This window comes from Acidovorax sp. MR-S7 (assembly GCF_000400995.2).
Lineage (GTDB): Bacteria > Pseudomonadota > Gammaproteobacteria > Burkholderiales > Burkholderiaceae_C > MR-S7.
The window spans coordinates 400,815-423,964 of sequence record NZ_DF238897.1 but is presented as its reverse complement, the minus strand read 5'-3'; the positions used below and the strand labels follow the sequence as shown (position 1 = coordinate 423,964).

22 protein-coding genes are annotated in these 23,150 nt (G+C 69.2%); 10 read left to right on the top strand and 12 right to left on the bottom strand.

All coding sequences use genetic code 11. From position 1 onward, the window contains the following. The 6 genes from AVS7_RS04260 to lgt all read right to left on the bottom strand — a co-directional run. Nucleotides 1–695 (bottom strand): AMP-binding protein (locus AVS7_RS04260; RefSeq protein ID WP_020230476.1); only part of this gene is annotated, 695 nt, incomplete at its 3' end. Between the two features lie 23 nt (nucleotides 696–718). Continuing rightward, nucleotides 719–1,537: an enoyl-CoA hydratase/isomerase family protein gene (locus AVS7_RS04255; protein ID WP_020230475.1), complete on the bottom strand. Its 819-nt coding sequence runs from the start codon at nucleotides 1,535–1,537 to the stop codon at nucleotides 719–721. Between the two features lie 171 nt (nucleotides 1,538–1,708). Further along, nucleotides 1,709–2,731, bottom strand: coding sequence for a tripartite tricarboxylate transporter substrate binding protein (locus tag AVS7_RS04250; RefSeq protein ID WP_020230474.1), 1,023 nt, complete (start codon nucleotides 2,729–2,731; stop codon nucleotides 1,709–1,711). Nucleotides 2,732–2,806: 75 nt separating this feature from the next. Beyond that, complete coding sequence (locus AVS7_RS04245) at nucleotides 2,807–4,264, bottom strand: malonyl-CoA decarboxylase (RefSeq protein ID WP_020230473.1); 1,458 nt, start codon at nucleotides 4,262–4,264, stop codon at nucleotides 2,807–2,809. Further along, a complete protein-coding gene (locus tag AVS7_RS04240; protein ID WP_020230472.1) occupies nucleotides 4,261–4,929 on the bottom strand; it encodes a GntR family transcriptional regulator in 669 nt (222 codons plus the stop codon). The genes AVS7_RS04245 and AVS7_RS04240 overlap by 4 nt, the downstream gene beginning before the upstream one ends. A gap of 228 nt (nucleotides 4,930–5,157) precedes the next feature. Continuing rightward, nucleotides 5,158–5,991 (bottom strand): prolipoprotein diacylglyceryl transferase, encoded by an 834-nt coding sequence (lgt, locus tag AVS7_RS04235; protein ID WP_082176359.1) that lies wholly within the window; start codon nucleotides 5,989–5,991, stop codon nucleotides 5,158–5,160. A gap of 161 nt (nucleotides 5,992–6,152) precedes the next feature. On the opposite strand from lgt, the gene bfr reads away from it, so the two are divergent. After that, nucleotides 6,153–6,620 carry a bacterioferritin gene (gene bfr, locus AVS7_RS04230; RefSeq protein ID WP_020230470.1) on the top strand — a complete coding sequence of 156 codons (468 nt, stop codon included), beginning with the start codon at nucleotides 6,153–6,155 and terminating at the stop codon, nucleotides 6,618–6,620. Nucleotides 6,621–6,677: 57 nt separating this feature from the next. On the opposite strand, the gene AVS7_RS04225 is transcribed toward bfr, so the two are convergent. Genes AVS7_RS04225 through ilvD (AVS7_RS04215) form a run of 3 tightly spaced genes read right to left on the bottom strand, consistent with a single transcriptional unit; the run spans nucleotide 6,678 to nucleotide 9,702 of the window. Beyond that, on the bottom strand, nucleotides 6,678–7,100 hold the full coding sequence (locus tag AVS7_RS04225) for a PaaI family thioesterase (RefSeq protein ID WP_020230469.1): 423 nt from the start codon (nucleotides 7,098–7,100) through the stop codon (nucleotides 6,678–6,680). A gap of 14 nt (nucleotides 7,101–7,114) precedes the next feature. Continuing rightward, the gene (locus tag AVS7_RS04220; protein WP_020230468.1) at nucleotides 7,115–7,849 is read right to left on the bottom strand and encodes an SDR family NAD(P)-dependent oxidoreductase; all 735 of its coding nucleotides are present in this window, start codon (nucleotides 7,847–7,849) and stop codon (nucleotides 7,115–7,117) included. After that, entirely contained in the window at nucleotides 7,846–9,702 is a 1,857-nt protein-coding gene (gene ilvD, locus AVS7_RS04215; RefSeq protein WP_020230467.1) for a dihydroxy-acid dehydratase, read from the bottom strand. Before ilvD (AVS7_RS04215) ends, AVS7_RS04220 begins: the two co-directional genes overlap by 4 nt. A gap of 173 nt (nucleotides 9,703–9,875) precedes the next feature. Here ilvD (AVS7_RS04215) and ilvD (AVS7_RS04210) point away from each other — a divergent pair, with 173 nt between their 5' ends. Continuing rightward, nucleotides 9,876–11,570, top strand: coding sequence for a dihydroxy-acid dehydratase (gene ilvD / locus AVS7_RS04210; RefSeq protein WP_020230466.1), 1,695 nt, complete (start codon nucleotides 9,876–9,878; stop codon nucleotides 11,568–11,570). 125 nt (nucleotides 11,571–11,695) lie between these two features. Here ilvD (AVS7_RS04210) and AVS7_RS04205 read toward each other — a convergent pair whose 3' ends face one another. Continuing rightward, nucleotides 11,696–11,938 (bottom strand): TIGR04438 family Trp-rich protein, encoded by a 243-nt coding sequence (locus tag AVS7_RS04205; protein ID WP_020230465.1) that lies wholly within the window; start codon nucleotides 11,936–11,938, stop codon nucleotides 11,696–11,698. Nucleotides 11,939–12,045: 107 nt separating this feature from the next. Between AVS7_RS04205 and AVS7_RS04200 the strand changes: the two genes are divergently transcribed. Then, on the top strand, nucleotides 12,046–12,351 hold the full coding sequence (locus tag AVS7_RS04200; protein ID WP_020230464.1) for a c-type cytochrome: 306 nt from the start codon (nucleotides 12,046–12,048) through the stop codon (nucleotides 12,349–12,351). 84 nt (nucleotides 12,352–12,435) lie between these two features. Here AVS7_RS04200 and AVS7_RS04195 read toward each other — a convergent pair whose 3' ends face one another. Both AVS7_RS04195 and acs read right to left on the bottom strand, forming a co-directional pair. After that, nucleotides 12,436–12,930 (bottom strand): hypothetical protein, encoded by a 495-nt coding sequence (locus tag AVS7_RS04195; protein ID WP_020230463.1) that lies wholly within the window; start codon nucleotides 12,928–12,930, stop codon nucleotides 12,436–12,438. A gap of 133 nt (nucleotides 12,931–13,063) precedes the next feature. After that, complete coding sequence (acs, locus tag AVS7_RS04190; protein ID WP_020230462.1) at nucleotides 13,064–15,061, bottom strand: acetate--CoA ligase; 1,998 nt, start codon at nucleotides 15,059–15,061, stop codon at nucleotides 13,064–13,066. Nucleotides 15,062–15,233: 172 nt separating this feature from the next. Between acs and AVS7_RS04185 the strand changes: the two genes are divergently transcribed. The 7 genes from AVS7_RS04185 to AVS7_RS04155 all read left to right on the top strand — a co-directional run bounded on the left by AVS7_RS04185 (nucleotide 15,234) and on the right by AVS7_RS04155 (nucleotide 23,111). Next, nucleotides 15,234–15,845: a TIGR00645 family protein gene (locus AVS7_RS04185; protein ID WP_020230461.1), complete on the top strand. Its 612-nt coding sequence runs from the start codon at nucleotides 15,234–15,236 to the stop codon at nucleotides 15,843–15,845. 495 nt (nucleotides 15,846–16,340) lie between these two features. Continuing rightward, nucleotides 16,341–17,594, top strand: coding sequence for a glycine betaine/L-proline ABC transporter ATP-binding protein ProV (gene proV / locus AVS7_RS04180; RefSeq protein WP_020230460.1), 1,254 nt, complete (start codon nucleotides 16,341–16,343; stop codon nucleotides 17,592–17,594). 38 nt (nucleotides 17,595–17,632) lie between these two features. Next, the gene (gene proW / locus AVS7_RS04175; protein WP_369799076.1) at nucleotides 17,633–18,880 is read left to right on the top strand and encodes a glycine betaine/L-proline ABC transporter permease ProW; all 1,248 of its coding nucleotides are present in this window, start codon (nucleotides 17,633–17,635) and stop codon (nucleotides 18,878–18,880) included. A 32-nt stretch (nucleotides 18,881–18,912) separates the two neighbouring features. Continuing rightward, on the top strand, nucleotides 18,913–19,932 hold the full coding sequence (proX, locus tag AVS7_RS04170) for a glycine betaine/L-proline ABC transporter substrate-binding protein ProX (RefSeq protein WP_020230458.1): 1,020 nt from the start codon (nucleotides 18,913–18,915) through the stop codon (nucleotides 19,930–19,932). 183 nt (nucleotides 19,933–20,115) lie between these two features. Continuing rightward, entirely contained in the window at nucleotides 20,116–21,522 is a 1,407-nt protein-coding gene (locus tag AVS7_RS04165) for a HAMP domain-containing histidine kinase (protein WP_020230457.1), read from the top strand. After that, complete coding sequence (locus tag AVS7_RS04160; protein WP_020230456.1) at nucleotides 21,519–22,229, top strand: response regulator; 711 nt, start codon at nucleotides 21,519–21,521, stop codon at nucleotides 22,227–22,229. Before AVS7_RS04165 ends, AVS7_RS04160 begins: the two co-directional genes overlap by 4 nt. A 108-nt stretch (nucleotides 22,230–22,337) precedes the next feature. Beyond that, nucleotides 22,338–23,111 (top strand): Crp/Fnr family transcriptional regulator, encoded by a 774-nt coding sequence (locus AVS7_RS04155; RefSeq protein ID WP_024000922.1) that lies wholly within the window; start codon nucleotides 22,338–22,340, stop codon nucleotides 23,109–23,111. Nucleotides 23,112–23,150: the final 39 nt, after the last annotated feature.

The following is a 23,150-nucleotide window of genomic DNA, read 5'->3' as shown; positions in this document are numbered from 1 at the left end:
CTGCCGTTGATGAGCGCGCCGTGGATGGCCACGAACAGGCCGTGCACGTGGAAGATGGGCAGCGCGTGGATGAGTACGTCGCCATCCTTCCAGCCCCAGTAGTCCTTGAGCACCTGCGCGTTCGACAGCAGGTTGCCGTGGGTGAGCATGGCGCCTTTGCTGCGGCCGGTGGTGCCGCTGGTGTAGAGGATGGCGGCGAGGTCGTCGGCCGCGCGCGCCACGGGCGTGTGTTCGTCGCCATGGTGCGCGGCGCGCTCCAGCAGGCTGCCGGTGCGGTCGTCGCCCAGCGTGAAGACGTGCTGCGTGCCGGCGGTGAAGGCGATCTTGGAGACCCAGCCGAAGTTGGCGGGCGTGCACACGACGACGGCGGGCTCGGCGTTGCCCACGAAGTATTCGATCTCGGCGCTCTGGTAGGCGGTGTTGAGCGGCAGGAACACGTAGCCCGCGCGCAGCGTGCCGAGGTACAGCAGCATGGCCTCGACGGATTTGTCCACCTGCACGGCCACGCGGCTGCCCTCGGGCAGCTTCAGCGAGGTCAGCAGGTTGGCGATTTGGCTGCTCGCGCGGTCCAGGTCGCGCCAGGTGTAGCGCAGCGGCTCGCCTGCCGCCGAGGTGGTCTCGACGGCGATCTGCTCCAGGTCGCGGGGGAAGGCGGCGCGCAGCGCCGTGAACAGGTTCTGGGAAGAGGAACTCATGGTGTGCCAACCAAAAAGGACAGTCAGAAAACAGGAGGCCGCTTGGCCAGGAACGCCGCGATACCCTCGCGGTGCTCTGCGCTGTCGGCATAGTCGTAGGGATCGCTTGCTACCGGATCGATAGCTGCTTGCGCTTGGTGGACGGGCGCTGGAGGCCATTTCGATGCTTGAAGCGCCCGCAGGGTCTGCTTGTTGAGCCGCGCCGCGCCCGGCGCCAGCGCGGCGATGCGCAACGCGCTGCCCAGCGCCTGGGCCTCCAGCAGGCCGGGCTCCACCACCTGGCTCAGGAAGCCACGCTGCGCCATCTCGTGCGCGTTGAAGGTGGCGGCCTCCAGCAGCATCTGCCGCGCGGTGACCTCGCCCACGGCGCCGGCCACCAGTGCGGCCTCGCGCGGCGCCATGGGGAAGCCCAGCCGCGCGATGGGCGCGCCGAAGCGCGCGGAGGCGGCAGCGATGCGCACGTCGCAGCAGCTCGCGATCTCCACGCCCGCGCCCATGCAGGCGCCGGCGATGCACGCGACGATGGGCACGTCGCACGCCAGCATCGCGCCCAGGCCGCCCCAGACGTCGTTCTCGTGGAAGTCGCGCAGGCTGTCGGGGTGGAAGCGGAAGGCGGGGTATTCGGAGATGTCGCCGCCCGCGCAGAAAGCCTCGCCCTCGCCTTCGATGAGCACGCAGCGCACACTGGCGCTGCGCTGGATGTCTTCGAAGACGTCGCGCAGCGCGCGCCACATGCCGCGCGACATGGCGTTGAGCCGCCCTTCGTGGCGCAGCACCACGCGCACCACGCCACGGCCGGCCGCCTCTCCCGCGGCCTCGGCCGCCCGCACTTCACCTGTCATATCAGTTTTCCACGGCGCTACGCGCGCAACCGATGAAACTGGCGCGCCCCAAACGCGGGCAGCCGCGCAAGGGCCGCCCCGCCGCGCTGGCTGCGTCCCCCTTCCCCTAGCGCGAAGCGCGTAGAGAGAAGGGGGAAGCCGCGAAGCGGCTCAGGGGGTTGTCGTTTCATCTCAATCCATCTTGGCGCCGGAGGCCTTCACCACCTGCGCCCAGCGCTTGATTTCGCTGCTGACCATCTTGCCGAAGTCCTGCGGGCTCAGGGTGCCGAACTCGGCGCCGTTGCTGGCCCAGATGGCCTTGATCTCCTCGGCGGCGCCGCATTTGCGGACTTCCTCGACGATGCGCGCCTGCACGTCGGCCGGCGTGCCCTTGGGCGCCCACAGGCCGTACCAGGTGGTGACGGTGTAGTCGGGCAGCCCGACCTCGGCGGCGCAAGGCACGTTGGGGAATGCCGGGTTGCGCTTGCCGCCCGAGACCATCAGCGGCTTGATGCGCCCGGCCTTGATGTGGGTGGCCGAGGAGCCCAGGCCGTCGAACATCATGTCCACCTGCCCGCCCACGAGGTCGCGCAGCGCGGGGCCCGCGCCGGTGTAGGGAATGTGGGTGATGAAGGTCTTGGTCTGCTGCTTGAACAGCTCGCCCGCCATGTGGTGCGACGTGCCCGGCCCGGCCGAGCCGTAGTTGAGCAGGCCGGGGTTGCGGCGCACCCGCTCCATGAAGGCCTGGTAGTCGGCCTCCGGCACGTTCTTGGGGTTGACCACCAGCACCTGCGGTACGTCCGCCAGCAGGGCCAGGGGGATGAAGTCTTTTTCGAGGTCGTAGTCCAGCTTGGGGTACATCGACGGGGCGATGGTGTGGTGCACCGCGCCCATGAACAGCGTATAGCCGTCGCCGTGCGCCTTGGCCGCGTAGCTCGCGCCCACCGTGCCGCCCGCGCCTCCGCGGTTGTCGATCACCAGCGTCTTGCCCGTGTTCTTGGCGAACTGCGCCGACAGCGGGCGCGCGAACGCGTCGGTGCCGCCGCCTGCGGGAAAGGGCACCACGAGGTTCACCGGCTTGCTCGGCCATGCGGCGGCGCCTTGCGCCCACGCCCCGCCGGCCGCAGCCGCCAGGCCCGCCGCGCCTGCGGCGCGCAGCATGTCGCGCCGCCGTGGCAGGCCCGTGAACAGGGTGGTGTCGTCTCTCTCTTGCATCGCTTTGTCTCCTTGCGGTTATGGAACGGGAACAGATAGGCGCCTGCGCGGCGCTCTTGGAATGTACTCAGAAGCTCAGTCGCGGCACAGGCCGTCGATGTCGCTCGATACCGGCACGCGGCCCTCGGCCAGCATGCCGCGATGCCGGTCGATGCGCTTGAGGTCATACACGTAGTTGACCATGAGGCCGAACGATTGCTTGAGGCCCTTGGCCGAGGGGTCGCCCGCCCAGTTCAGGCGTTCCACGCGGGCGCCGTTGCCCAGGTGGAAGCGCGCCACGGGGTCTACGGGCTTGCCGTCGTTCAGCTCGCGGCCCAGGTAGCGCGCGGCGCATTGCAGCAGCAGCTGGCGCACGGGCGACTTCGGGGGCAGCTCCAGCGCGTTGTCCGCCGCGGCCAGCACGTGGGTGAGCTGCGGCGGCTCGAAGCCTACGGCGCGGCCCAGTTCGGCGCGCTGCTTGTCGTCCAGCCGCTCCATCTGCGCGGCGCCGTTCTTGGACAGCCAGGAGCGGAAGCCCGGAATGGGCGACAGCGTGGCGAAGGTGCGCAGGCGCGGGAACTCGGCGGTGAGCGTCTCCACCACGTGCTTGATGAGCGAGTCGCCGAAGCTCACGCCGCGCAGCCCCGTCTGGGTGTTGCTGATCGAATAGAAGATGGCCGTGGTGGCCCGCTTGATGTCCTCCGGCGCGGCCGATTCGTCCAGCAGCGGCGTGATGCTCTCGGAGATCTCGTTGACCAATGCCACCTCGACGAAGATCAGCGGCTCGCCCGGCAAGCGCGGATGGAAGAAGCCATAGCAGCGGCGGTCGCTGTCCAGCCGGTTCTTCAGGTCGGCCCAGCTGCGGATGTCGTGCACGGCCTCGTACTTGATGAGCTTCTCGATCAGCGAGGCGGGCGAGTCCCACGACAGGCGCTTGAGCTCCAGGAAGGCCACGTCGAACCAGGTGGCGAAAAGCTGCTCCAGTTCGGCCTCCAGCGGCAGCAGGCGCTTGTCGCCCTTGAGCTGCGGCAGCATCTCGGCGCGCAGATCCACCAGGAAGCGCATGCCTTCGGGGAACACGGCGAAGCGCTGCAGCAGCCGCGTGCGCGGCGAGACCAGCGCGCGGCGCAGGTGGGCCTCGGCCTGCGGCGCGTCGGCCGTGCCGGCGGCGGCTTCGTAGCGCTGCTGGGCGGACTTGAAGCGCGTGGCGTCCGGAGCGAACTGCTCGCACATCAGCAGCCACATGTCGCGCCGCTCCTCGGGCGCAGCCTCGGCGTACCAGGCGGCGACGAGCTGCGCGCGGCGCCCGCCCTCGATCTCGCTCACGCGCGGGGCCACCACCTCCTGCAGGTCGGCCAGTACGCGGCGCAGCGCGCGCGGCGACAGGGCCTCGCCGCTCTTGCGCAGCGTGGCCTGCAGGCGCTCGTGCGTGGAGCGTTCGGGCGCGGCGGCCTTGGGTGCGGCGGCGCCCTCCTCTTTCGCGGCGGCGGCCTTGCCATCGGCGGACCGCAGGCGGCCGACGTTGCGCGAGATCCAGGTGGAGGCGGCGTTCATGGTGCTATCCGGGAGGGGTGGTTGCGGGCGAGTTCGCGCAGCGCATCGCGCTGCGCGAGAACGTGGTTGCGCATGGTCAGCTCGGCGTCGGGAGCGTCGCCGCGCTTGAGCGCGGCGAACACGGTCAGGTGTTCGGACAGGCTTTGCTGCAGGCGGCCGGGCAGGTGCAGCGTCTGGTGCCGCGCCAGGCGCAGGATCTTGCGCAGGTCGCCGATCACCTGGGCCAGCCAGCGGTTGTCCGCCAGGGTGATGAAGGCCTCGTGGATCGCGTAGTTGGCTTCGTAGTACTCGGTGATGCGGCCCGCCTCGGCGTGCTCGCGCAGGCGCCGGTGCAGCACTTCCAGCGCGGCGATGTCGGCCGCGCCCGCGCGCTCGGTGGCCTCGTAGGCGGCGCGGCCCTCCAGCAGCGCGATCACGGGGAAGATCTCCTGCACGTCGCGCTCGGTGATCTCGGCCACGAAGCAGCCCCGGCGCGGCTCGTGGCGCAGCAGCCCCTCGGCCACCAGCACCTTGAGCGCCTCGCGCAGCGGCGTGCGCGACACCGCCAGCCGCTCGCACAGCGCCGCCTCGTCCAGGAACGCGCCCGGCGCCAGCTCTCCCGCGAAGATCTGCTCGCGCAGCCGCTCGGCGGCCTGGTCGTGCATGGAATTGGCGGTGGGGCGCATGGCGTGCTGGGTTATCCGGGCATCAATGGCAGGTAAATCGGCGGGAAGACGCGGCAATTTTCATAATTTTCGATAATTATGAAGATTTCGCCTGCGGCCGTGTTGGGGGAAACACCCAACCGGGTCAAATGATGCGAAGTTGCAACGGTCCGCTGCGGGTGGCAGCGCAGCCACCCCGTCAGCAGGCTATCAATAACGATAGCTGCCAGCGCTTGGTTGGCAAGCCTTTCAGGCCGTTTTGATGCCTTTTCCCGACAGAGGCTGCCGCTGCGCCCACAGCCACAGGCCCACACCCGCCAGCACCATGGGCACGCACAGCCACTGCCCCATGCTCATGTCCAGCGACAGCAGGCCCAGGAAACTGTCGGGCTCGCGGAAATACTCGGCCGTGAAGCGCAGCGCGCCGTAGCCCACCAAGAACGCGGCGGCCACCTCGCCGCGCCTGCGCGGGCGGCGCGCATACAGCCACAGCAGCACGAACAGCAGCAGCCCTTCGAGCAGGAACTGGTAGATCTGCGACGGATGGCGCGGCTGCAGGGAGCCGCTTTGCGGGAACACCATGCCCCAGGGCAGATCGGGCACGCTGAAGCGCCCCCACAGCTCGCCGTTGATGAAGTTGCCGATGCGCCCGGCCGCCAGCCCCGTGGGCACGCACGGCGCCACGAAGTCGGCCACCTGCAGCCAGGGCCGGCGTCGCGAGTGCGCGAACCACAGCATCGCAGCGATCACGCCCAGCAGCCCGCCGTGGAAGCTCATGCCGCCCTGCCAGATGGCGAAGATCTCCAGCGGGTGCGCCAGGTAGTAGCCCGGCTTGTAGAACAGGCAATAGCCCAGCCGCCCGCCCAGCACCACGCCCACCACGCCCAGGAAGAGGATGTCCTCCACATCCTTGCGCGACCACGCCTGGTCGCCGGTGAGGGAGGCATAGGGCTCGTGGCGCAGCCGGCGCGTGCCCAGGAACAGGAACAGCGCGAAGCCGGCCAGGTAGGTCAGGCCGTACCAGTGGATGGCGAGCGGCCCGATCTGCAGGGCCACGGGGTCGATGTGCGGGTACGTCAGCATGGCGGGCATTGTGCCGCAGGGCCATGACAGTCCCGGATGAGAATGCGCCTGCTTACGGCCTGCATCAAGAGCGCAAATGCCCGGGAATTGACGGCCCGCATTGAGCCCGCGCGCAAGGCGCCGGATACTCCAGGCTTCGCAATCCACACGAGAACAACAACATGCAAGGCCATCCCGAAGTCATCGACTGCCTCAAGGACCTGCTGCGCGGCGAGCTGGCCGCGCGCGACCAGTACTTCATCCACTCGCGCCAATACGAGGACCAGGGCTTCACGCGCCTCTTCGAGCGCATCGGCCACGAGATGGAAGAGGAAACCGCGCACGCCGACGCCATCCTGCGCCGCATCCTGATGCTGGGCGGCAAGCCCGACATGCGCCCCCATGCCTTCACGCCCGGCGACACCGTGCAGGAGATGCTGCACAAGGACCTGGACACCGAGTACAGCGTGCAAAAGCACCTCAAGGACGCCATGGCCCTGTGCGAGCGCCACAGCGACTACGTGAGCCGCGACATCCTGCTGGCCCAGTTGCACGACACCGAGGAAGACCACGCCTACTGGCTGGAGAAGCAGATCGGCCTGATCGAGAAGATCGGCCTGCAGAACTACCTGCAAAGCCAGTCGCAATGAAATACGGCGCTTGCGCTTTGCCAGAAAGCGCGAGCAGCTATTTTTTCAATAGCAGCATCAACGCTGCACGTTGACGATGGTGGCCTGCATTAGGGCCACCACCTTGTAGTCGGGGCCCGGGCCTGTGAAGGCGCGCACCTCGCCGCTGCACACCGTGAGCAGCCGGCCGCTGCTGTGCACCTTGCCCACCGCCACGAAGCGCTCGCCGATCGCGGGGCGCATGAAATTGGTCTTGAACTCCGCGGTGACCACCTCGCTGCCCGGCGGCGCCACGGTCAGCGCCGCGTAGCCGCAGGCGCTGTCCACGATGCTGGTGACGGCGCCCGCGTGCATGTAGCCGTGCTGCTGGGACAGGGCGGCGGAGAAAGGCAGCGCGATGTGCACCTCGCCCTCGCCCACCAGCGCCAAGCGCGCGCCCAGGGTGGCCATGAGGCCCTGCGCGGCGAAGCTGCCGGCGATGCGTTGCTGGAGATCGTCCATGGTGGCTCCTGTGCTCATGTGAGGTTCAGCCCGCCGTCCAGCAGCAGGATCTCGCCCGTCATGTAGCCGCTCGCCGCCAGCAGGGCGACGGCCTGGGCGATGTCCTGCGGCTGCGCGGCACGGCGCATGGGCGAGCGCTCGCGCCACAGCGCCTGGGCGGCCGTCCAGTCGGCCGTGAGCGGCGTGTCCACCAGCCCCGGCGCGACGGCGTTCACGCGGATGCGCGGCGCAAGCGAGAGCGCCAGCAGCCGCGTCATGTGGTTGAGCGCGGCCTTGCTGGCCGCGTAGGGGATCGACGCGCCCTTGGGCCGCACGCCCGCGTGTGAGCTGACGTTGACCACGCAGCCGCCCGCCGCTTCCAGCGCGGGCTGTGCCTCGGCGATCAGGCGGAAGGGCGCGATGACGTTGACCTCGTGCAGTTCGCGCCAGATCTCCGGCGTGGCCGCGTGCAGATCGCCGTGCGGCACGACGCGGCTGATGCCGGCGTTGTTCACCAGCAGGTCCAGCCGGCCCCAGCACGCCACGGCTTCGCGCACCAGGCGCACGCGGTCCGCGTCCACGGCCAGGTCGGCCTGCACGTAGGCCGCCCGGCCCAGGTCGGCAGCCATGGCGCGGCCGGTGTCCACGGAGCTGCGCGAGTGCAGGACGACCGCATACCCCTCCTGCGACAGGCGCCGCGCGATGGCCGCGCCGATGCCCGAGGTGGAGCCGGTGACCAGCGCGACAGGCGCGTGGGGCGCGGCGCTCAATCGAGCAGCGACAGGTCGCGCACGGCGCCCTTGTCGGCCGAAGTCACCAGCTTGCCGTAGGCCTTGAGCGCGGCGGAGACCTTGCGCGGGCGCGGCTTGGCGGGCTTCCAGCCCAGCGCCGCCTGCTCCTCGCGGCGGCTGGCGAGTTCTTCGTCGCTCACCAGCACGTTGATGCTGCGGCCCGGAATGTCGATGCGGATGCGGTCGCCGTTGCGCACGAGGCCGATGGCCCCGCCCGCCGCCGCCTCGGGCGAGCAGTGGCCGATGGACAGGCCCGAGGTGCCGCCCGAGAAGCGCCCGTCGGTCAGCAGCGCGCAGGCCTTGCCCAGGCCCTTGGACTTGATGTAGCTCGTGGGGTAGAGCATTTCCTGCATGCCGGGGCCGCCCTTGGGGCCTTCGTAGCGCACGACGACCACGTCGCCCGCCTTCACCTCGTCGTTCAGGATGTGCTCCACGGCCTCGTCCTGGCTCTCGACGACATGGGCCGGGCCTTCGAAGACGAGGATGGATTCGTCCACGCCCGCCGTCTTGACCACGCAGCCGTCCTTGGCGATGTTGCCGGTGAGCACGGCCAGGCCGCCTTCTTTCGAGAACGCATGCTCGTAGGAGCGGATGCAGCCCTCGGCGCGGTCCAGGTCCAGGCTGGGCCAGCGCGTGTCCTGGCTGAACGCGACCTGCGTGGGAATGCCTGCGGGGCCAGCCATGTAGAAGGTCTTGACGGCCTCGTCGCTGGTGCGGGTGACGTCCCACTGGTTCAATGCATCGCCCAGCGTCTTGGCGTGCACGGTGGGCACGTCGGTGTGCAGCTTGCCGGCGCGCTCCAGCTCGCCCAGGATGGCCATGATGCCGCCCGCGCGGTGTACGTCCTCGATGTGGTACTTGTTGGTGTTGGGCGCCACCTTGCACAGCTGCGGCACCACGCGCGAGAGGCGGTCGATGTCGGTCATGCCGAAGTCGATCTGCGCCTCCTGCGCGATGGCCAGCAGGTGCAGGATGGTGTTGGTGGAGCCGCCCATGGCGATGTCCAGCGTCATCGCGTTCTCGAACGCCTTGAAGCCGACCGAGCGCGGCAGGATGGAGTTGTCGTCCTGCTCGTAGTGCTGGCGGGCGAGTTCCACGATGCGGCGGCCCGCGCGCTTGAAGAGCTGCTCGCGGTCGGCGTGCGTGGCGACCACGGTGCCGTTGCCGGGCAGCGCCAGGCCCAGCGCCTCGGCCAGGCAGTTCATGGAGTTGGCGGTGAACATGCCCGAGCAGGAGCCGCAGGTCGGGCAGGCGGAGCGCTCCACCTCGGCCACGTCGGCGTCGCTCACCTTGTCGTCGGCGGCCATCACCATGGCGTCGATCAGGTCGAGTTTCTTGAACTGGACGGTGGCCGTGCCGGGCACGGCCAGGCGCACCTTGCCCGCTTCCATCGGGCCGCCGGAGACGAAGATCACCGGGATGTTCAGGCGCATCGCGGCCATCAGCATGCCGGGGGTGATCTTGTCGCAGTTGCTGATGCAGACCATGGCATCGGCGCAGTGCGCGTTGACCATGTACTCCACGCTGTCGGCAATGATTTCGCGGCTGGGCAACGAATACAGCATGCCGTCGTGGCCCATGGCGATGCCGTCGTCCACGGCGATGGTGTTGAACTCCTTGGCGACGCCACCCGCCGCCTCGATCTCGCGCGCGACGAGCTGGCCCAGGTCCTTCAGGTGCACGTGGCCCGGCACGAACTGGGTGAAGGAGTTGACGACGGCGATGATGGGCTTGCTGAAGTCGTCGTCTTTCATGCCGGTGGCGCGCCACAGGGAGCGGGCCCCTGCCATGTTGCGGCCGGCGGTGGAGGTCTTGGAACGGTATGCGGGCATAGTGGTTGTGGGGTGTCTCGGAGAAGGGGAAGGCCCGTGCGCTTGGGGGGCCGGCGCGCCGGGGCGCGGCCTCTTGAGCCGCGTCCGGACAAACCGGCGGATTATCCACCTGCGCACTACACTCCCTGGCGGCTGCACCAGCCCCCTTCTTCCCCACCGAAGCCAGGATTGCCATGACGAACTCTCTCCCCCTGAACCGCCGCTCCGCCAACATCACCCAGGGCAAGTCCCGTGCCCCCAACCGCTCCATGTTCTACGGCATGGGCTACCAGGAAGGCGACTTCGCCAAGCCCATGGTGGGCGTGGCCAACGGGCACAGCACCATCACGCCCTGCAACAGCGGCCTGCAGAAGCTGGCCGACGCGGCGATCGCCGGCATCGAGGAGGCCGGCGGCAACGCCCAGGTCTTCGGCACGCCCACCATCAGCGACGGCATGGCCATGGGCACCGAAGGCATGAAGTACAGCCTGGTGAGCCGCGAGGTGATCGCCGACTGCATCGAGACCTGCGTGGGCGGCCAGTGGATGGACGGCGTGCTCGTCGTGGGCGGCTGCGACAAGAACATGCCCGGCGGCATGATGGGCATGCTGCGCGCCAACGTGCCGGCCATCTACGTCTACGGCGGCACCATCCTGCCGGGCCGCTGGAACGGGCAGGACCTGAACATCGTCAGCGTGTTCGAGGCCGTGGGCCAGAACGCGGCGGGCAAGATGAGCGACCAGGAGCTCAAGAACATCGAGCAGCACGCCATACCCGGCACGGGCTCGTGCGGCGGCATGTACACGGCCAACACCATGTCCAGCGCGTTCGAGGCCCTGGGCATGAGCCTGCCCTACTCCTCCACCATGGCCAACCCGCACGACGAGAAGCAGAACTCGGCCAAGGAATCGGCCCGCGTGCTCATCGAGGCCATCCGCCGCGACCTGAAGCCGCGCGACATCGTCACCCGCCAATCCATCGAGAACGCGGTGGCCGTCATCATGGCCACGGGCGGCTCCACCAACGCGGTGCTGCACTTCCTGGCCATCGCCCACGCAGCGGGCGTGGAGTGGACCATCGACGACTTCGAGCGCATGCGCCAGAAGGTGCCGGTGATCTGCGACCTGAAGCCCAGCGGCAAGTACCTGGCGGTGGACCTGCACAACGCGGGCGGCATCCCCCAGGTGATGAAGATCCTGCTGAACGCCGGCCTGCTGCACGGCGACTGCCTGACCATCACCGGCAAGACCATCGCCGAAACGCTGGCCGACGTGCCCGACGCGCCGCGCGCCGACCAGGACGTGATCCGCTCCATCGACCAGCCGCTCTACGCGCAGGGGCACCTGGCCATCCTCAAGGGCAACCTGAGCCCCGAGGGCGCGGTGGCCAAGATCACCGGCCTGAAGAACCCCGTGATCACCGGCCCCGCGCGCGTGTTCGACGACGAGCAGTCCGCGCTGCAAGCCATCCTGGATGGGAAGATCCAGGCCGGCGACGTGATGGTGCTGCGCTACCTCGGCCCCAAAGGCGGCCCGGGCATGCCCGAGATGCTGGCGCCCACGGGCGCGCTGATCGGCGCGGGCCTGGGCGAGAGCGTGGGCCTGATCACCGACGGGCGCTTCTCCGGCGGCACATGGGGCATGGTCGTGGGCCACGTGGCGCCCGAGGCCGCCGCGGGCGGCACCATCGGCCTGGTGAACGAGGGCGACAGCATCACCATCGACGCGCACCAGCTCCTGCTGCAGCTCCATGTGGACGATGCCGAGCTGGCCCGCCGCCGCGCCCAGTGGCAGCCGCCCGCGCCGCGCTACACGCGCGGCGTGCAGGCCAAGTTCGCCTTCAACGCAGCCAGCGCCAGCAAGGGTGCCGTGCTGGACGATTTCAAGTAAAACCGCCACAAACGCCCGCCCATCAAGCGCAAGCAGCTATCACAAAGATAGCCAACTCCCCTGCGCAGGTGCACAAAAAAAGCCCGCAGCCGCTCCCGGCTGCGGGCTGTGTTTTTGAAGGCCTGTCAGCGCCGCTTGCGCTGCCCCATGCCCAGGGCTTCCTTGTGCTTGTTGACGCGGTCCATCTTGCGCTTGTCCATCTTTTCCATGGCCTTGCGCTTGGTGTAGCCCGTGGCATCGGCCCATGCCCACCATGCCGCGGTGACGGCCAGCGGCGAGAGCACCCACCACCAGGACCAGGTGGCGACGGGCCCGATTTCCAGGTATTTGAGAAGTATCAACAAGAGGCCCAAAAGCAGTGTGTACATGGTTCATTCCCCGATGTGGCGCGCACTTTCGTGCCAGGCCCGTCAACCCCCAACACTACAATGACATTGAAGGATAAATGTACTCCACCCCCTAGAGGAACCCCACCATGAAGCGTACCCTGATCACCCTGGCCATGACCCTGTCGGTTGCAGCGCCCGCGCTCGCCGACCAGGCCCTCGCCACCTCCAAGAACTGCATGGCCTGCCATGCCACGGACAAGAAGCTGGTGGGCCCGTCGTACAAGGACGTGGCCGCCAAGTACCGCGGCCAGGCAGGCGCTGCCGACAAGCTGGCGGAGAAGATCATCAAGGGTGGCTCCGGCGTGTGGGGACCCGTGCCCATGCCCGCCAACGCGCAGGTCAATGCAGCCGATGCCAAGAAGCTGGCCGACTGGATTCTGGCAATGAAGTGATGGCGCCGCCCCGCCAGTCGGGGCGAGGCACTTGGCAGGCCGCAGCGTTCACGCGTTGCGGCCTTTGTTTTTGGAGCGCCGGCTTCAGAGCAGACCGGGCTCCTTGCGGTCCTGCGGCAGCGGCGCCCTGCCGCGTGCGTGCAACTGGTCCTCCAGTTGGCCCACGTAGGCCGCTGTGACGTTCTCGGACTCCTGGGCGCGCGCCGCCATGCGCGCCTCCAGCGCATCGATCCGCGCCAGCAGGGCATCGTGCGAAGTGCGGTGCTGGGTTTCCAGGAAGGCGCGCAACTCCGTGAAGCGCGAGGCCTCGGCACGGTCGGCCAGCTCGCGCTGGGCTGTCATTTCCTTGGCATGGCGCCGCGTCTCCATGAGCACGGAGCCCTGCAGCGTCAGCACGTAGGCCACGAAGAAAACCGCCAGCAGCACGGTGAGCGCCAGCATGACGAGGCCCAGCGGCGCTTCCACGGTGGACACGCCCAGCGACACGGTCGTAGGCGCCGCCAGCGTGGTCCAGTTGAGCGCCGCCAGCGCCCCGATGGCCAGCACGATGAGCGTCAGGATGATGGTTCTGAAATGCATGGTGGACTCCCGGTGAAGCCCCGGTTGTACCCCAGGCCAGGCCGCTTTTCACGGCACGCTGGCGTATTCGCGCGCTGATCCTACAAACGAAAAGGCCGCCCCCGGGGCGGCCTTTGTCCAGAAAGACTGGGGGTCAGTTGGACTGCGCCAACTGGTCCAGGATGGCCGGGTTTTCCAGCGTGCTGGTGTCCTGCGTGATCTGCTCGCCCTTGGCGATGGAGCGCAGCAGGCGGCGCATGATCTTGCCGCTGCGGGTCTTGGGCAGGTTCTCGCCGAAGCGGATGTCCTTGGGCTTGGCGATGGGGCCGATCTCCTTGGCCACCCAGTCGCGCAGTTCCTTGGCGATCTGCTTGGCCTCGTCGCCCATGGGGCGCGGGCGCTTCAGGACCACGAAGGCGCAGATGGCCTCGCCCGTCAGGTCGTCGGGGCGGCCCACCACTGCGGCCTCGGCCACCAGGTCGGTCTTGGCGACCAGGGCGGACTCGATCTCCATCGTGCCCATGCGGTGGCCCGAGACGTTGAGCACGTCGTCGATGCGGCCCGTGATGCGGAAGTAGCCCGTCTTGGCGTCGCGTACTGCGCCGTCGCCGGCCAGGTAGATCGTGCCGCCCATCTCCTCGGGGAAGTAGGCCTTCTTGAAGCGCTCGGGATCGTTCCAGATGGTGCGGATCATGCTGGGCCAGGGGCGCTTGACGACCAGCATGCCGCCCGAGCCGTTGGGCAGATCCTTGCCCGTCTCGTCGACGATGGCCGCGGCGATGCCCGGCAGCGGCAGCGTGCACGAGCCCGGCACCAGCGGCGTGGCGCCCGGCAGCGGCGTGATCATGTGGCCGCCGTTCTCGGTCTGCCAGAAGGTGTCGACGATGGGGCAGCGCTCGCCGCCCACATTGCGGTAGTACCACATCCAGGCTTCGGGGTTGATGGGCTCGCCCACGCTGCCCAGGATGCGCAGGGAGGTCAGGTCCCAGTTCTTCGGGTGCACCGCTGCGTCGGAATCCGCCGCCTTGATGAGCGAGCGGATGGCCGTGGGCGCCGTGTAGAACACGGTGACCTTGTGGCGCTCGATCATCTGCCAGAAGCGGCCTGCGTTCGGGTAGGTGGGCACGCCCTCGAACACGACCTGCGTGGCGCCCGCGGCCAGCGGGCCGTAGGCGATGTAGGTATGGCCCGTGACCCAGCCGATGTCGGCGGTGCACCAGAAGATGTCGCTGGGCTGGATGTCGAAGGTCCACTCCATCGTCTGCTTGGCCCACAGCAGATAGCCGCCGGTGGAGTGCTGCACGCCCTTGGGCTTGCCGGTAGAGCCCGAGGTATAGAGGATGAAGAGCGGGTGCTCGGCGCCCACGGCCACGGGTGCGCATTCGGTCGGCTGGCCGGCCAGCGCCTCGGCGAAGGTCTTGTCGCGGCCCGCGACGCGGTTCCAGGCGGTGGGCGTGCGCTCGTAGACCAGCACGGTCTTGACCGACTCGCAGCCGCCCATGGCGATGCCCTCGTCCACGATGGACTTGAGCGGCAGCTCCTTGCCGCCGCGCAGCTGGTAGTTGGCCGTGATCACGGCCACGGCGCCCGCGTCGATGATGCGCTCCTGCAGCGCCTTGGCCGAGAAGCCGCCGAACACCACGCTGTGCGTGGCGCCGATGCGCGCGCAGGCCTGCATGGCCACGACGCCCTCGATGGTCATGGGCATGTAGATCACCACGCGGTCGCCCTTGGCGATGCCCTGGGCCTTGAGCGCGTTGGCGAACTGGGCCACGCGGGCCAGCAGCTCCTTGTAGGTGACCTGGGTGACGGTGCCGTCGTCCGCCTCGAACAGGATGGCCGTCTTGTTCTCGACCGGCGTGCCCATGTGCCGGTCCAGGCAGTTGGCGCTGGCGTTGAGCTCGCCGTCGTCGAACCACTTGTAGAACGGCGCGTTGGACTCGTCCAGCGTGCGTGTGAACGGCTTGGTCCATTGCAGCTGCTCGCGCGCCAGGCGCGCCCAGAAGCCTTCGAAATCCTTCTCGGCCTCTGCGCACAGGGCCTCGTAGCCGGCCATGCCCGATACGCGGGCAGCCTTCACCACGTTGTCGGCGGGCGGGAAGACGCGGTTTTCCACCAGCACGGATTCGATCGCAGACGTGGAAGCACTCATGGGTTTGTCTCCTGAAGCTAAGAATTCTGGGCGGTACTGTGGCCCGCCGTACTTACAAGCCACTGACGGCGGCAGGCACGATCGTAAACACGTTCCACGCCCATGGCGCCGGCATGGATGCGGCGCGCGCAGTCCCTACAATCGCGCACCCGTTTTTTCCTGCAGTCCCCCCATGGCCTCCCAACTCCCCCCTTCCGTCGACGCGGCGAACACGCCGCTGCGCCCGCTGCCGGCCCTGATCTTCGCCAGCCGCTGGCTGCAGCTTCCGCTGTACCTGGGCCTGATCGCCGCCCAGGGCGTCTATGTATGGCACTTCCTGCTCGAGCTGTGGCATCTGATAGAAGCCGCCTTCGGTAGCCAGGAAGCGCTGCACGCGCTCACCACCAGCATCGGCTACAAGCCCGAGGCTGCCGTCGCTTCGCTCAACGAGACGGTGATCATGCTCGTGGTGCTGGCGCTGATCGACGTGGTGATGATCTCCAACCTGCTCATCATGGTGATCGTCGGCGGCTACGAAACCTTCGTGAGCCGGCTCGGCCTGGAGCGCCACCCGGACCAGCCCGAATGGCTCGGCCACGTGAATGCCTCGGTGCTGAAGGTGAAGCTGGGCCTGTCCATCATCGGCATCAGCTCCATCCACCTGCTCAAGACCTTCATCAATGCCGGCAACTACAGCGAGAAGGTGCTGATGTGGCAGACCATCATCCACATCACCTTCCTGCTCAGCGCACTGGCGATCGCGCTGACCGACAAGCTGCTCGGCAATGGGCATGGCGACCACTGATTGAGCGGCCGGCGCATATACCACATCACAAAAAACCTGTTTTTTGACTCAAAAAAACACAATAAATATACTTTTAGCGTGTTTTACAACCTGCCATGCAGGTAACCCGCCCTTTCATCAGCGGCGGATCCCCTTGCCGAGGCCTGCGCCCTTCTGAGGCCGGCCTGCGGCGCTAGTGGCCGAAGTTCCGGCCCTGATGCCCGAGGGAGCCTTGCCGCCGCCGTGCGGCTTTTCTGGCTCCCGCGTGGGCGCGGCCTGCCGCGCTGCGCACCCAGGCCCTTGCGCACCCCTTCGCGTGCCATTCGGGCCGATCTGGCCACATCGCGTGACCACCCTCCTACCGGCTTGACGGCCGTGCTCGCCCTGGCGAGTGCGCCGGCACGGCCGCCGCATCGGGGTTTCTCTTGTGTAGGCATGTGCTTCGGCCTTCGTGTTCCGGTCCGCTCGCGGGCGGCCGGGGCGAGCGTTCAACCGATTCGAGGGAGGACCCACGACGTGGCCAAGCAAATCATCATCGACCATGTGTTCAAGGTCTTCGGCGACGCGCCGCAGGAGGCGCTGCAGCTCGTGCGCCAGGGCTGCGCCAAGCAGGAGATCATGGAGCGCACGGGCCAGTCCATCGGCGTGTTCGACGCCAGCTTCACCATCGAGGCCGGAGAAATCTTCGTCGTCATGGGCCTGTCCGGCTCGGGCAAGTCCACGCTGGTGCGCATGCTCAACCGGCTGATCGAACCCACGGACGGCCGCATCCTGGTGGACGGCCAGGACATCAACCAGCTCTCCGACAAGGCGCTGCGCGCCCTGCGCCGCAAGGACATCAGCATGGTGTTCCAGTCGTTCGCGCTGATGCCGCACATGACGGTGCTGGACAACACGGCCTTCGGCCTGGAGCTGGCCGGCGTGGACCGCGCCGAGCGCAACCGCGCCGCGCAGGAAGCGCTGGAGCAGGTGGGCCTGGGCGCCTGGGGCGCGAGCTACCCCGACGAACTCTCGGGCGGCATGCAGCAGCGCGTGGGCCTGGCGCGGGCGCTGGCGAGCGATCCGTCGATCCTGCTGATGGACGAGGCGTTCTCGGCGCTGGACCCAATCATCCGCACCGAGATGCAGAGCGAGCTGCTGCGTCTGCAGCAGGTCAAGCGCCGCACCATCGTCTTCATCTCGCACGACCTGGACGAGGCCATGCGCATCGGCGACCGCATCGCCATCATGAAGGACGGCCACGTGGTGCAGGTGGGCACGCCCGACGAGATCCTGCGCAACCCGGCCGACGACTACGTGCGCAGCTTCGTGCGCGGCGTGGACGCAGCGGCCGTGTTCAAGGCCGCCGACATCGCGCGCCAGGCGCTCACCGTCGTCTCCGAGCGCGACGACCGCGGCTGCCGCGCCGCGCTCAAGCTGCTGGAGGACTCCGACCGCGACCACGCCTACGCGCTCACCGCCGACAAGCGCTACCTGGGCGTGGTGTCCTCGCAGTCGCTGCGCGATGCGCTGCGCGGCCACCAGGGGCCGCTGGGGCTGCAGCACGCGTTCCTGCCGGACGCCCCTCCGCTCGCGGCCGGCACGCCCGTGGCCGAGCTGTTCGGACCCATGTCCACCGCGCCCTGCCCGCTGCCCGTGGTGGACGAGGCCGGCAGGTACGTGGGCGTGGTCAGCCGCACCACGCTGATGAAGTTCCTCGACCGCGACACGCCGCCCGTGCCGCCGCCGCAGGCCGAACGCCCCCCCGTGCAACTGCACGCCGCGGGCTGAACGGCACCACCGACAGGAGAACCCGTATGAACGACGACATGACCCGCGAGAGCACGGCCCCCACCCCCTGGGAGCCCGTGCAGGCGCCCGAGGGCGCGCCCATGGACGCAGGCAGCCTGCAAGGCCTTCCCGCGGCCGACGCACCCGCCAGCGACCCATGGGGCGCGGCCGCCGCGCAGGCTGCGCCTTCGCCAGCCGTTCCCGGCGACCCCTGGAGCGGCAGCGATGCCTCCGCGACCGACGCCGCGCAGGCCGGCGCCGACTGGCTCGGCGGCGGCAATGCCGTGACCGCGCCCGCCGACGACGGCAGCCTCGCCACCCTGTGGCACCAGATCACCACCGACGGCCTGCCCGTGCAGGGCTGGATCAATGACGGCCTGCACTGGGTGGTGGAGAACTTCCGCTCCTTCTTCCAGGCCGTGCGCGCGCCCATCGACGCCACGCTCATGGGCGTGACCGACCTGCTGCTGGCCGTGCCCTGGCCCGTGCTCACGGTGCTGCTGGCGCTGGTGGCCTGGCAGTTCGCCGGGCGCGCGCTGGCCGTGGGCACGGTGGCGTCGCTGGCGTTCGTGGCACTGCTGGGCATCTGGCCCGACGCCATGGTCACGCTGGCGCTGGTACTCACCTCGCTGCTCTTTTGTGTGGTGATCGGCCTGCCCGCGGGCATCGTGCTCGCCGCGAGCGACCGTGCCCAGCGCTGGACGCGCCCGCTGCTCGACGCGATGCAGACCACGCCCGCGTTCGTCTACCTCGTGCCCGTGGTGATGCTGTTCGGCATCGGCAACGTGCCGGGCGTGATCGTGACCATCGTGTTCGCGCTGCCGCCGCTGATCCGCCTCACCAACCTGGGCATCCGCCAGGTGCGCCCCGATTTGATCGAGGCCAGCCGCGCCTACGGCGCCTCGCCCTGGCAGCTGCTGTGGAAGGTGCAGCTGCCGCTGTCCATGCCCTCGATCATGGCGGGCATCAACCAGGCGCTGATGCTGTCGCTGTCGATGGTGGTCATCGCCTCGATGATCGCCGTGGGCGGCCTGGGCCAGATGGTGCTGCGCGGCATCGGCCGGCTGGACATGGGCCTGGCCACCGTGGGCGGCCTGGGCATCGTGCTGCTGGCCATCGTGCTCGACCGCATCACCCAGGCCATGGGCGAGCCGCGCCGCGCCAGCATGCGCTGGTGGCAGACCGGCCCGGCCGGGCTGGTGGTGCGCCTGCTGCGCAGCGGCCGCCCCGCGGCGCCCCCCACCGAGGCCGCTCAGCCGGCCGCGCGCGAATCCACCGCGCATTGAACCCGATCCACCACAACGAAAGGAGCTTTCCCATGACCCATCACACCCCCACCCGGCGCCTGGCATGGCTGCGCGCCGGCGCGGCCGCCGCCGCCCTCGCCTGCGCAGGCGCCATGGCTGCCGACCTTCCTGGCAAGGGCGTGCAGGTGCTGCCGCTCAAGAGCTCGATCGCCGAGGAAACCTTCCAGACCCTGCTCGTCATGAAGGCGCTGCAAAAGCTCGGCTACGAAGTGCAGCCCATCAAGGAAGTGGAATATCCCACCGCCCACGTCGCCATCGCCAACGGCGACGCGACCTTCATGGCTGACCACTGGAACCCCCTGCACGCCGACTACTACAAGAACGCGGGCGGCGAAGCCAAGCTCTACCGCAAGGGCATCTACTCGGGCAACGCCGCGCAGGGCTACCTGATCGACAAGAAGACGGCCGACGCGCACAAGATCACCCGCATCGACCAGCTCAAGAGCCCCGAGATCGCCAAGCTGTTCGACACCAACGGCGACGGCAAGGCCGACCTGACCGGCTGCAACCCCGGCTGGGGCTGCGAGGCCATGATCGAGCACCACCTGGACGCCTACGGCCTGCGTCCCACCGTCACGCACCAGCAGGGCACCTACTCCGCGCTGATCGCCGACACCATCACGCGCTTCCGCGCAGGCAAGCCGGTGCTCTACTACACCTGGACGCCCTACTGGGTGAGCAACGAGCTCAAGCCCGGCAAGGACGTGGTGTGGCTCGAAGTGCCCTTCTCCTCGCTGCCCGGCGAGCAAAAGGGCATGGACACCAAGCTGCCCAACGGCAAGAACTACGGCTTCGTGGTGAACAACCAGCAGATCGTCGCCAACAAGGCCTGGGCCGAGAAGAACCCCGCCGCCGCCAAGCTGTTCGAGGTGATGCAGTTGCCCGTGGGCGACATCAACGCGCAGAACCACCTGATGAGCCAGGGCCAGAACAAGCCCGCCGACATCGAACGCCACGTGGACGGCTGGATCAAGGCCCACCAGAAGGCCTTCGACGGCTGGATCGGCCAGGCGCTGCAAGCCGCCAAGTGATCTGAAAGATATGTATCAAATTGGCCTCCAGCGCTTTCCCATCAAGCGCTGGCAGCTATTGATAGCGTAGCAACTGGTTGCATGGCCCGGGCGGGGCCATGCCATCCTCGCGGGGTGCCTTCTTTTCCCCGCCTCACCCTGCAAGGCAAGGCGTTCGCCGCACTCTCCGCCCTGCTGGTAGTCATGCTGCTGATCTTCGTGGGCTTTTCGCGCATCGGGCTGCAGCGCGGCCTGGGGCCGTACGTGGCCGAGATCGAGCTGGCCCGCATGGACTGGCTGGCCTACCGGCTGCAAGCCATCTACGTGCAGCACGGCGGCTGGCAGACGCTGCACGGCCAGCCCGGCCTGTGGCGCGAGCTGCGGCGCCCGCGCAACCTGCAAATGCCCGTCATCGGCCCGGCCGATCCCCCGCCGGACCCGCTGCTGCTGCACACGCCCGAACCCTCCGCGCAGCAGCCCGTGGACGCGCTCTCGCGCCGCCTGGGCGTGGTGGACGCGCGCGGCGCGCTGGTGGCCGGCGCGCCGCCGCGGCCCGGTGGCGCGCGCACGGCGCTGCGCGACGGCGAGGGCCGCACCGTCGGCCACCTCGTGCTGGCACCACCCGACGGGCTGGAGCGCGACGCCGACCGGGCCTTCCTCGCCAAGCAGCTCGGCTTCGTGGTCTGGACCGGCGTGGCCGGCCTGGCGCTGGCACTGCTGCTGTCGTGGTGGCTCGCGCGGCGCTGGCTGCGGCCCATCGGGGCGCTGGTGCAAGGCGCCCAGGCGCTGGCCGCCGGCCGCCTGCAGGCGCGCGTGCCCGAGCAGGCCGACAGCGAAGAGTTCACGCGCCTCATCCACACCTTCAACGACATGGCCGAGCAGCTCGCCAGCATGGAGGCCTCGCGCCGCCAGTGGATCGGCGACATGGCACACGAGCTGCGCACCCCGCTCGCCGCCATGCGCGCCGAGATCGAGGCCGTGCAGGACGGCGTGCGCCGCTTCGACGCCCGCACCGCGCAGCGCCTGCACCGGCAGGTGATGCGCCTGATCCACCTGGTGGGCGACCTGCGCGCCAGCGTGGACATGGCCGGCGGCGAGCCGACCGCCGCGCTGGTCCCCGTGCGGCCGCTGGCGCTGCTGCGCGAGGCCATGGCCGCCATGCAGTCGCGCTTCGACCAGGCAGGCGTCGCCCTGCATGCGCTGCCCGACCTGGCGGCGCTGGCCGCCGCACAGGGCGGGCCGCGGGTGCGCGGCGATGCACAGCAGCTGCACCGCGTGTTCCTGAACCTGCTGGAAAACAGCCTGCGCTACACCGACCCCGGCGGCCGGCTGGAGGTATCGGCCGGCGTGCAGCGCGGCCACCTGCAGCTGCGCCTGGACGACACCGCGCCCGGCGCCCTGCCGCACGAGCTGCCGCACCTGTTCGAGCGCCTGTACCGCGCCGAGGCCTCGCGCCACCGCGCCGTGGGCGACCTGGGCGGCTCCGGCCTGGGCCTGGCCATCTGCCGCACCATCGTGCAGGCGCACGGCGGCCACATCGAGGCCAGCGCCTCGCCGCTGGGCGGCCTGCGCATCGCCCTCACGCTGCCGCTGCTGGAGGAACCCGCATGACCGCGCGCATCCTCGTCGTGGAGGACGAGCCCGACATCGCCGGCATCGTGCTCGACTACCTGCGCCACGCGGGCTTCGACACCGAGCACGCCATCGACGGCGCCAGCGCCCTCGCGCACCTGACGGGTACGCACCCGCCCGACCTCACCGTGCTCGACGTGATGCTGCCCGGCATCGACGGCCTGGAGGTGCTGCGGCGCGCCCGCCGCCACACCGACAGCCCCATCATCGTGCTCACCGCGCGCGTGGAAGAGGTGGACCGCCTCATCGGCCTGGAGCTGGGCGCGGACGACTACATCTGCAAGCCCTTCTCGCCGCGCGAAATGGTGGCGCGCGTCAAGGCCGTGCTGCGCCGGCGCACGCCGCCACCGCCCCCCGAAGCAGTCCCCGGCGTACTGCTGCTCGACGAAGCCCAGCAGCAAGCCACGCTGCACGGCACGCCGGTGCCGCTCACCCCGCGCGAATTCCACCTGCTGCGCGCCCTCATGGCCCGGCACGGCAACGTGCTCTCGCGCGCGCACCTGCTGGAGCATGCCGGCGACGGCGCCGCGCAGGACCCGAGCGAGCGCGCGGTGGACAGCCACGTCAAGAACCTGCGGCGCAAGCTGCGCGCGGCCGACCCGGCGGGGCACGACTGGATCCGCTCCGTCTACGGCGTGGGCTTCGCCTTCGACCCGCCGGACGCGCAGGCAGATGGCGGCGACTAGCCAAAACCCTGTCGCGAAGGCGCCTTTGCGCGCTTGGCCCCTGGGCACCCCGCCCCTAGAATGTTCCGCTCCCCCCAGCGCCAGCCTGATCGCTTCGTTCCGATCTTCATGAACGCACCCCTGCGCCTCTGCATCGACCGCTCCCTCCAACGCCCCCTGCTCACGCAGCAGGAGCGCGAGGCCATCAACCGTGGCCGCTGGTTCGCGTCGCTGTCGGCCTCGCTGCGGCACGACATCCTGCGCCTGGGCCAGGTCACGCGCTACGCGCACGGCGACCTCATCGCAGAGCAGGGCCAGACCGCGCGCGAATGGTTTACCTGCGCCAGCGGCGCCATCCGGTTTCGCCGCACCACGCCCGAGGGCAAGATGGTCACGCTGACCTATGCGGAGCCCGGCATCTGGGTGGGCGAGGCCGAGGTGCTGCAGCGCGGCCCCAACACGTCGGACGCCCACGCCCACGGCCCCACCACGCTGCTGAGCGTGCCCGAGGACACCCTGCGCGCCCTGCTGCTGGAGCATCCCTCCTTCGGCACCGCGCTGCTCACGCTGCAGGCGCGGCGCATGCGCCTGATCTACGGCCTGATGGAAGACATCGCCACGCTGCCGCTGCGCGCGCGGCTGGCCAAGCGCCTGCTGCACCTGCTACACCGCTTCGGGCCGCGCGGCGTGGAGCCCGGCGAGCCGCACTCCATCGGCCTGTCGCTGGCGCAGGACGAGCTCGCCCAGCTCCTGGGCGGCTCGCGCCAGCGCGTGAACGTGGAGCTGAAGTGGATGGAGCGCGAGGGCCTCATCAGCGTGCGCCCGCGCGGCATTGAGGTACACGACGTGCAACGCCTGGAGGCCCTCGTGGTCCAGTGCGCCGCGGCCGAAGCGCAGGACTGAACGCCCCGCACGCCCCGGGCGCCAAGCCCGGCCTGCCCA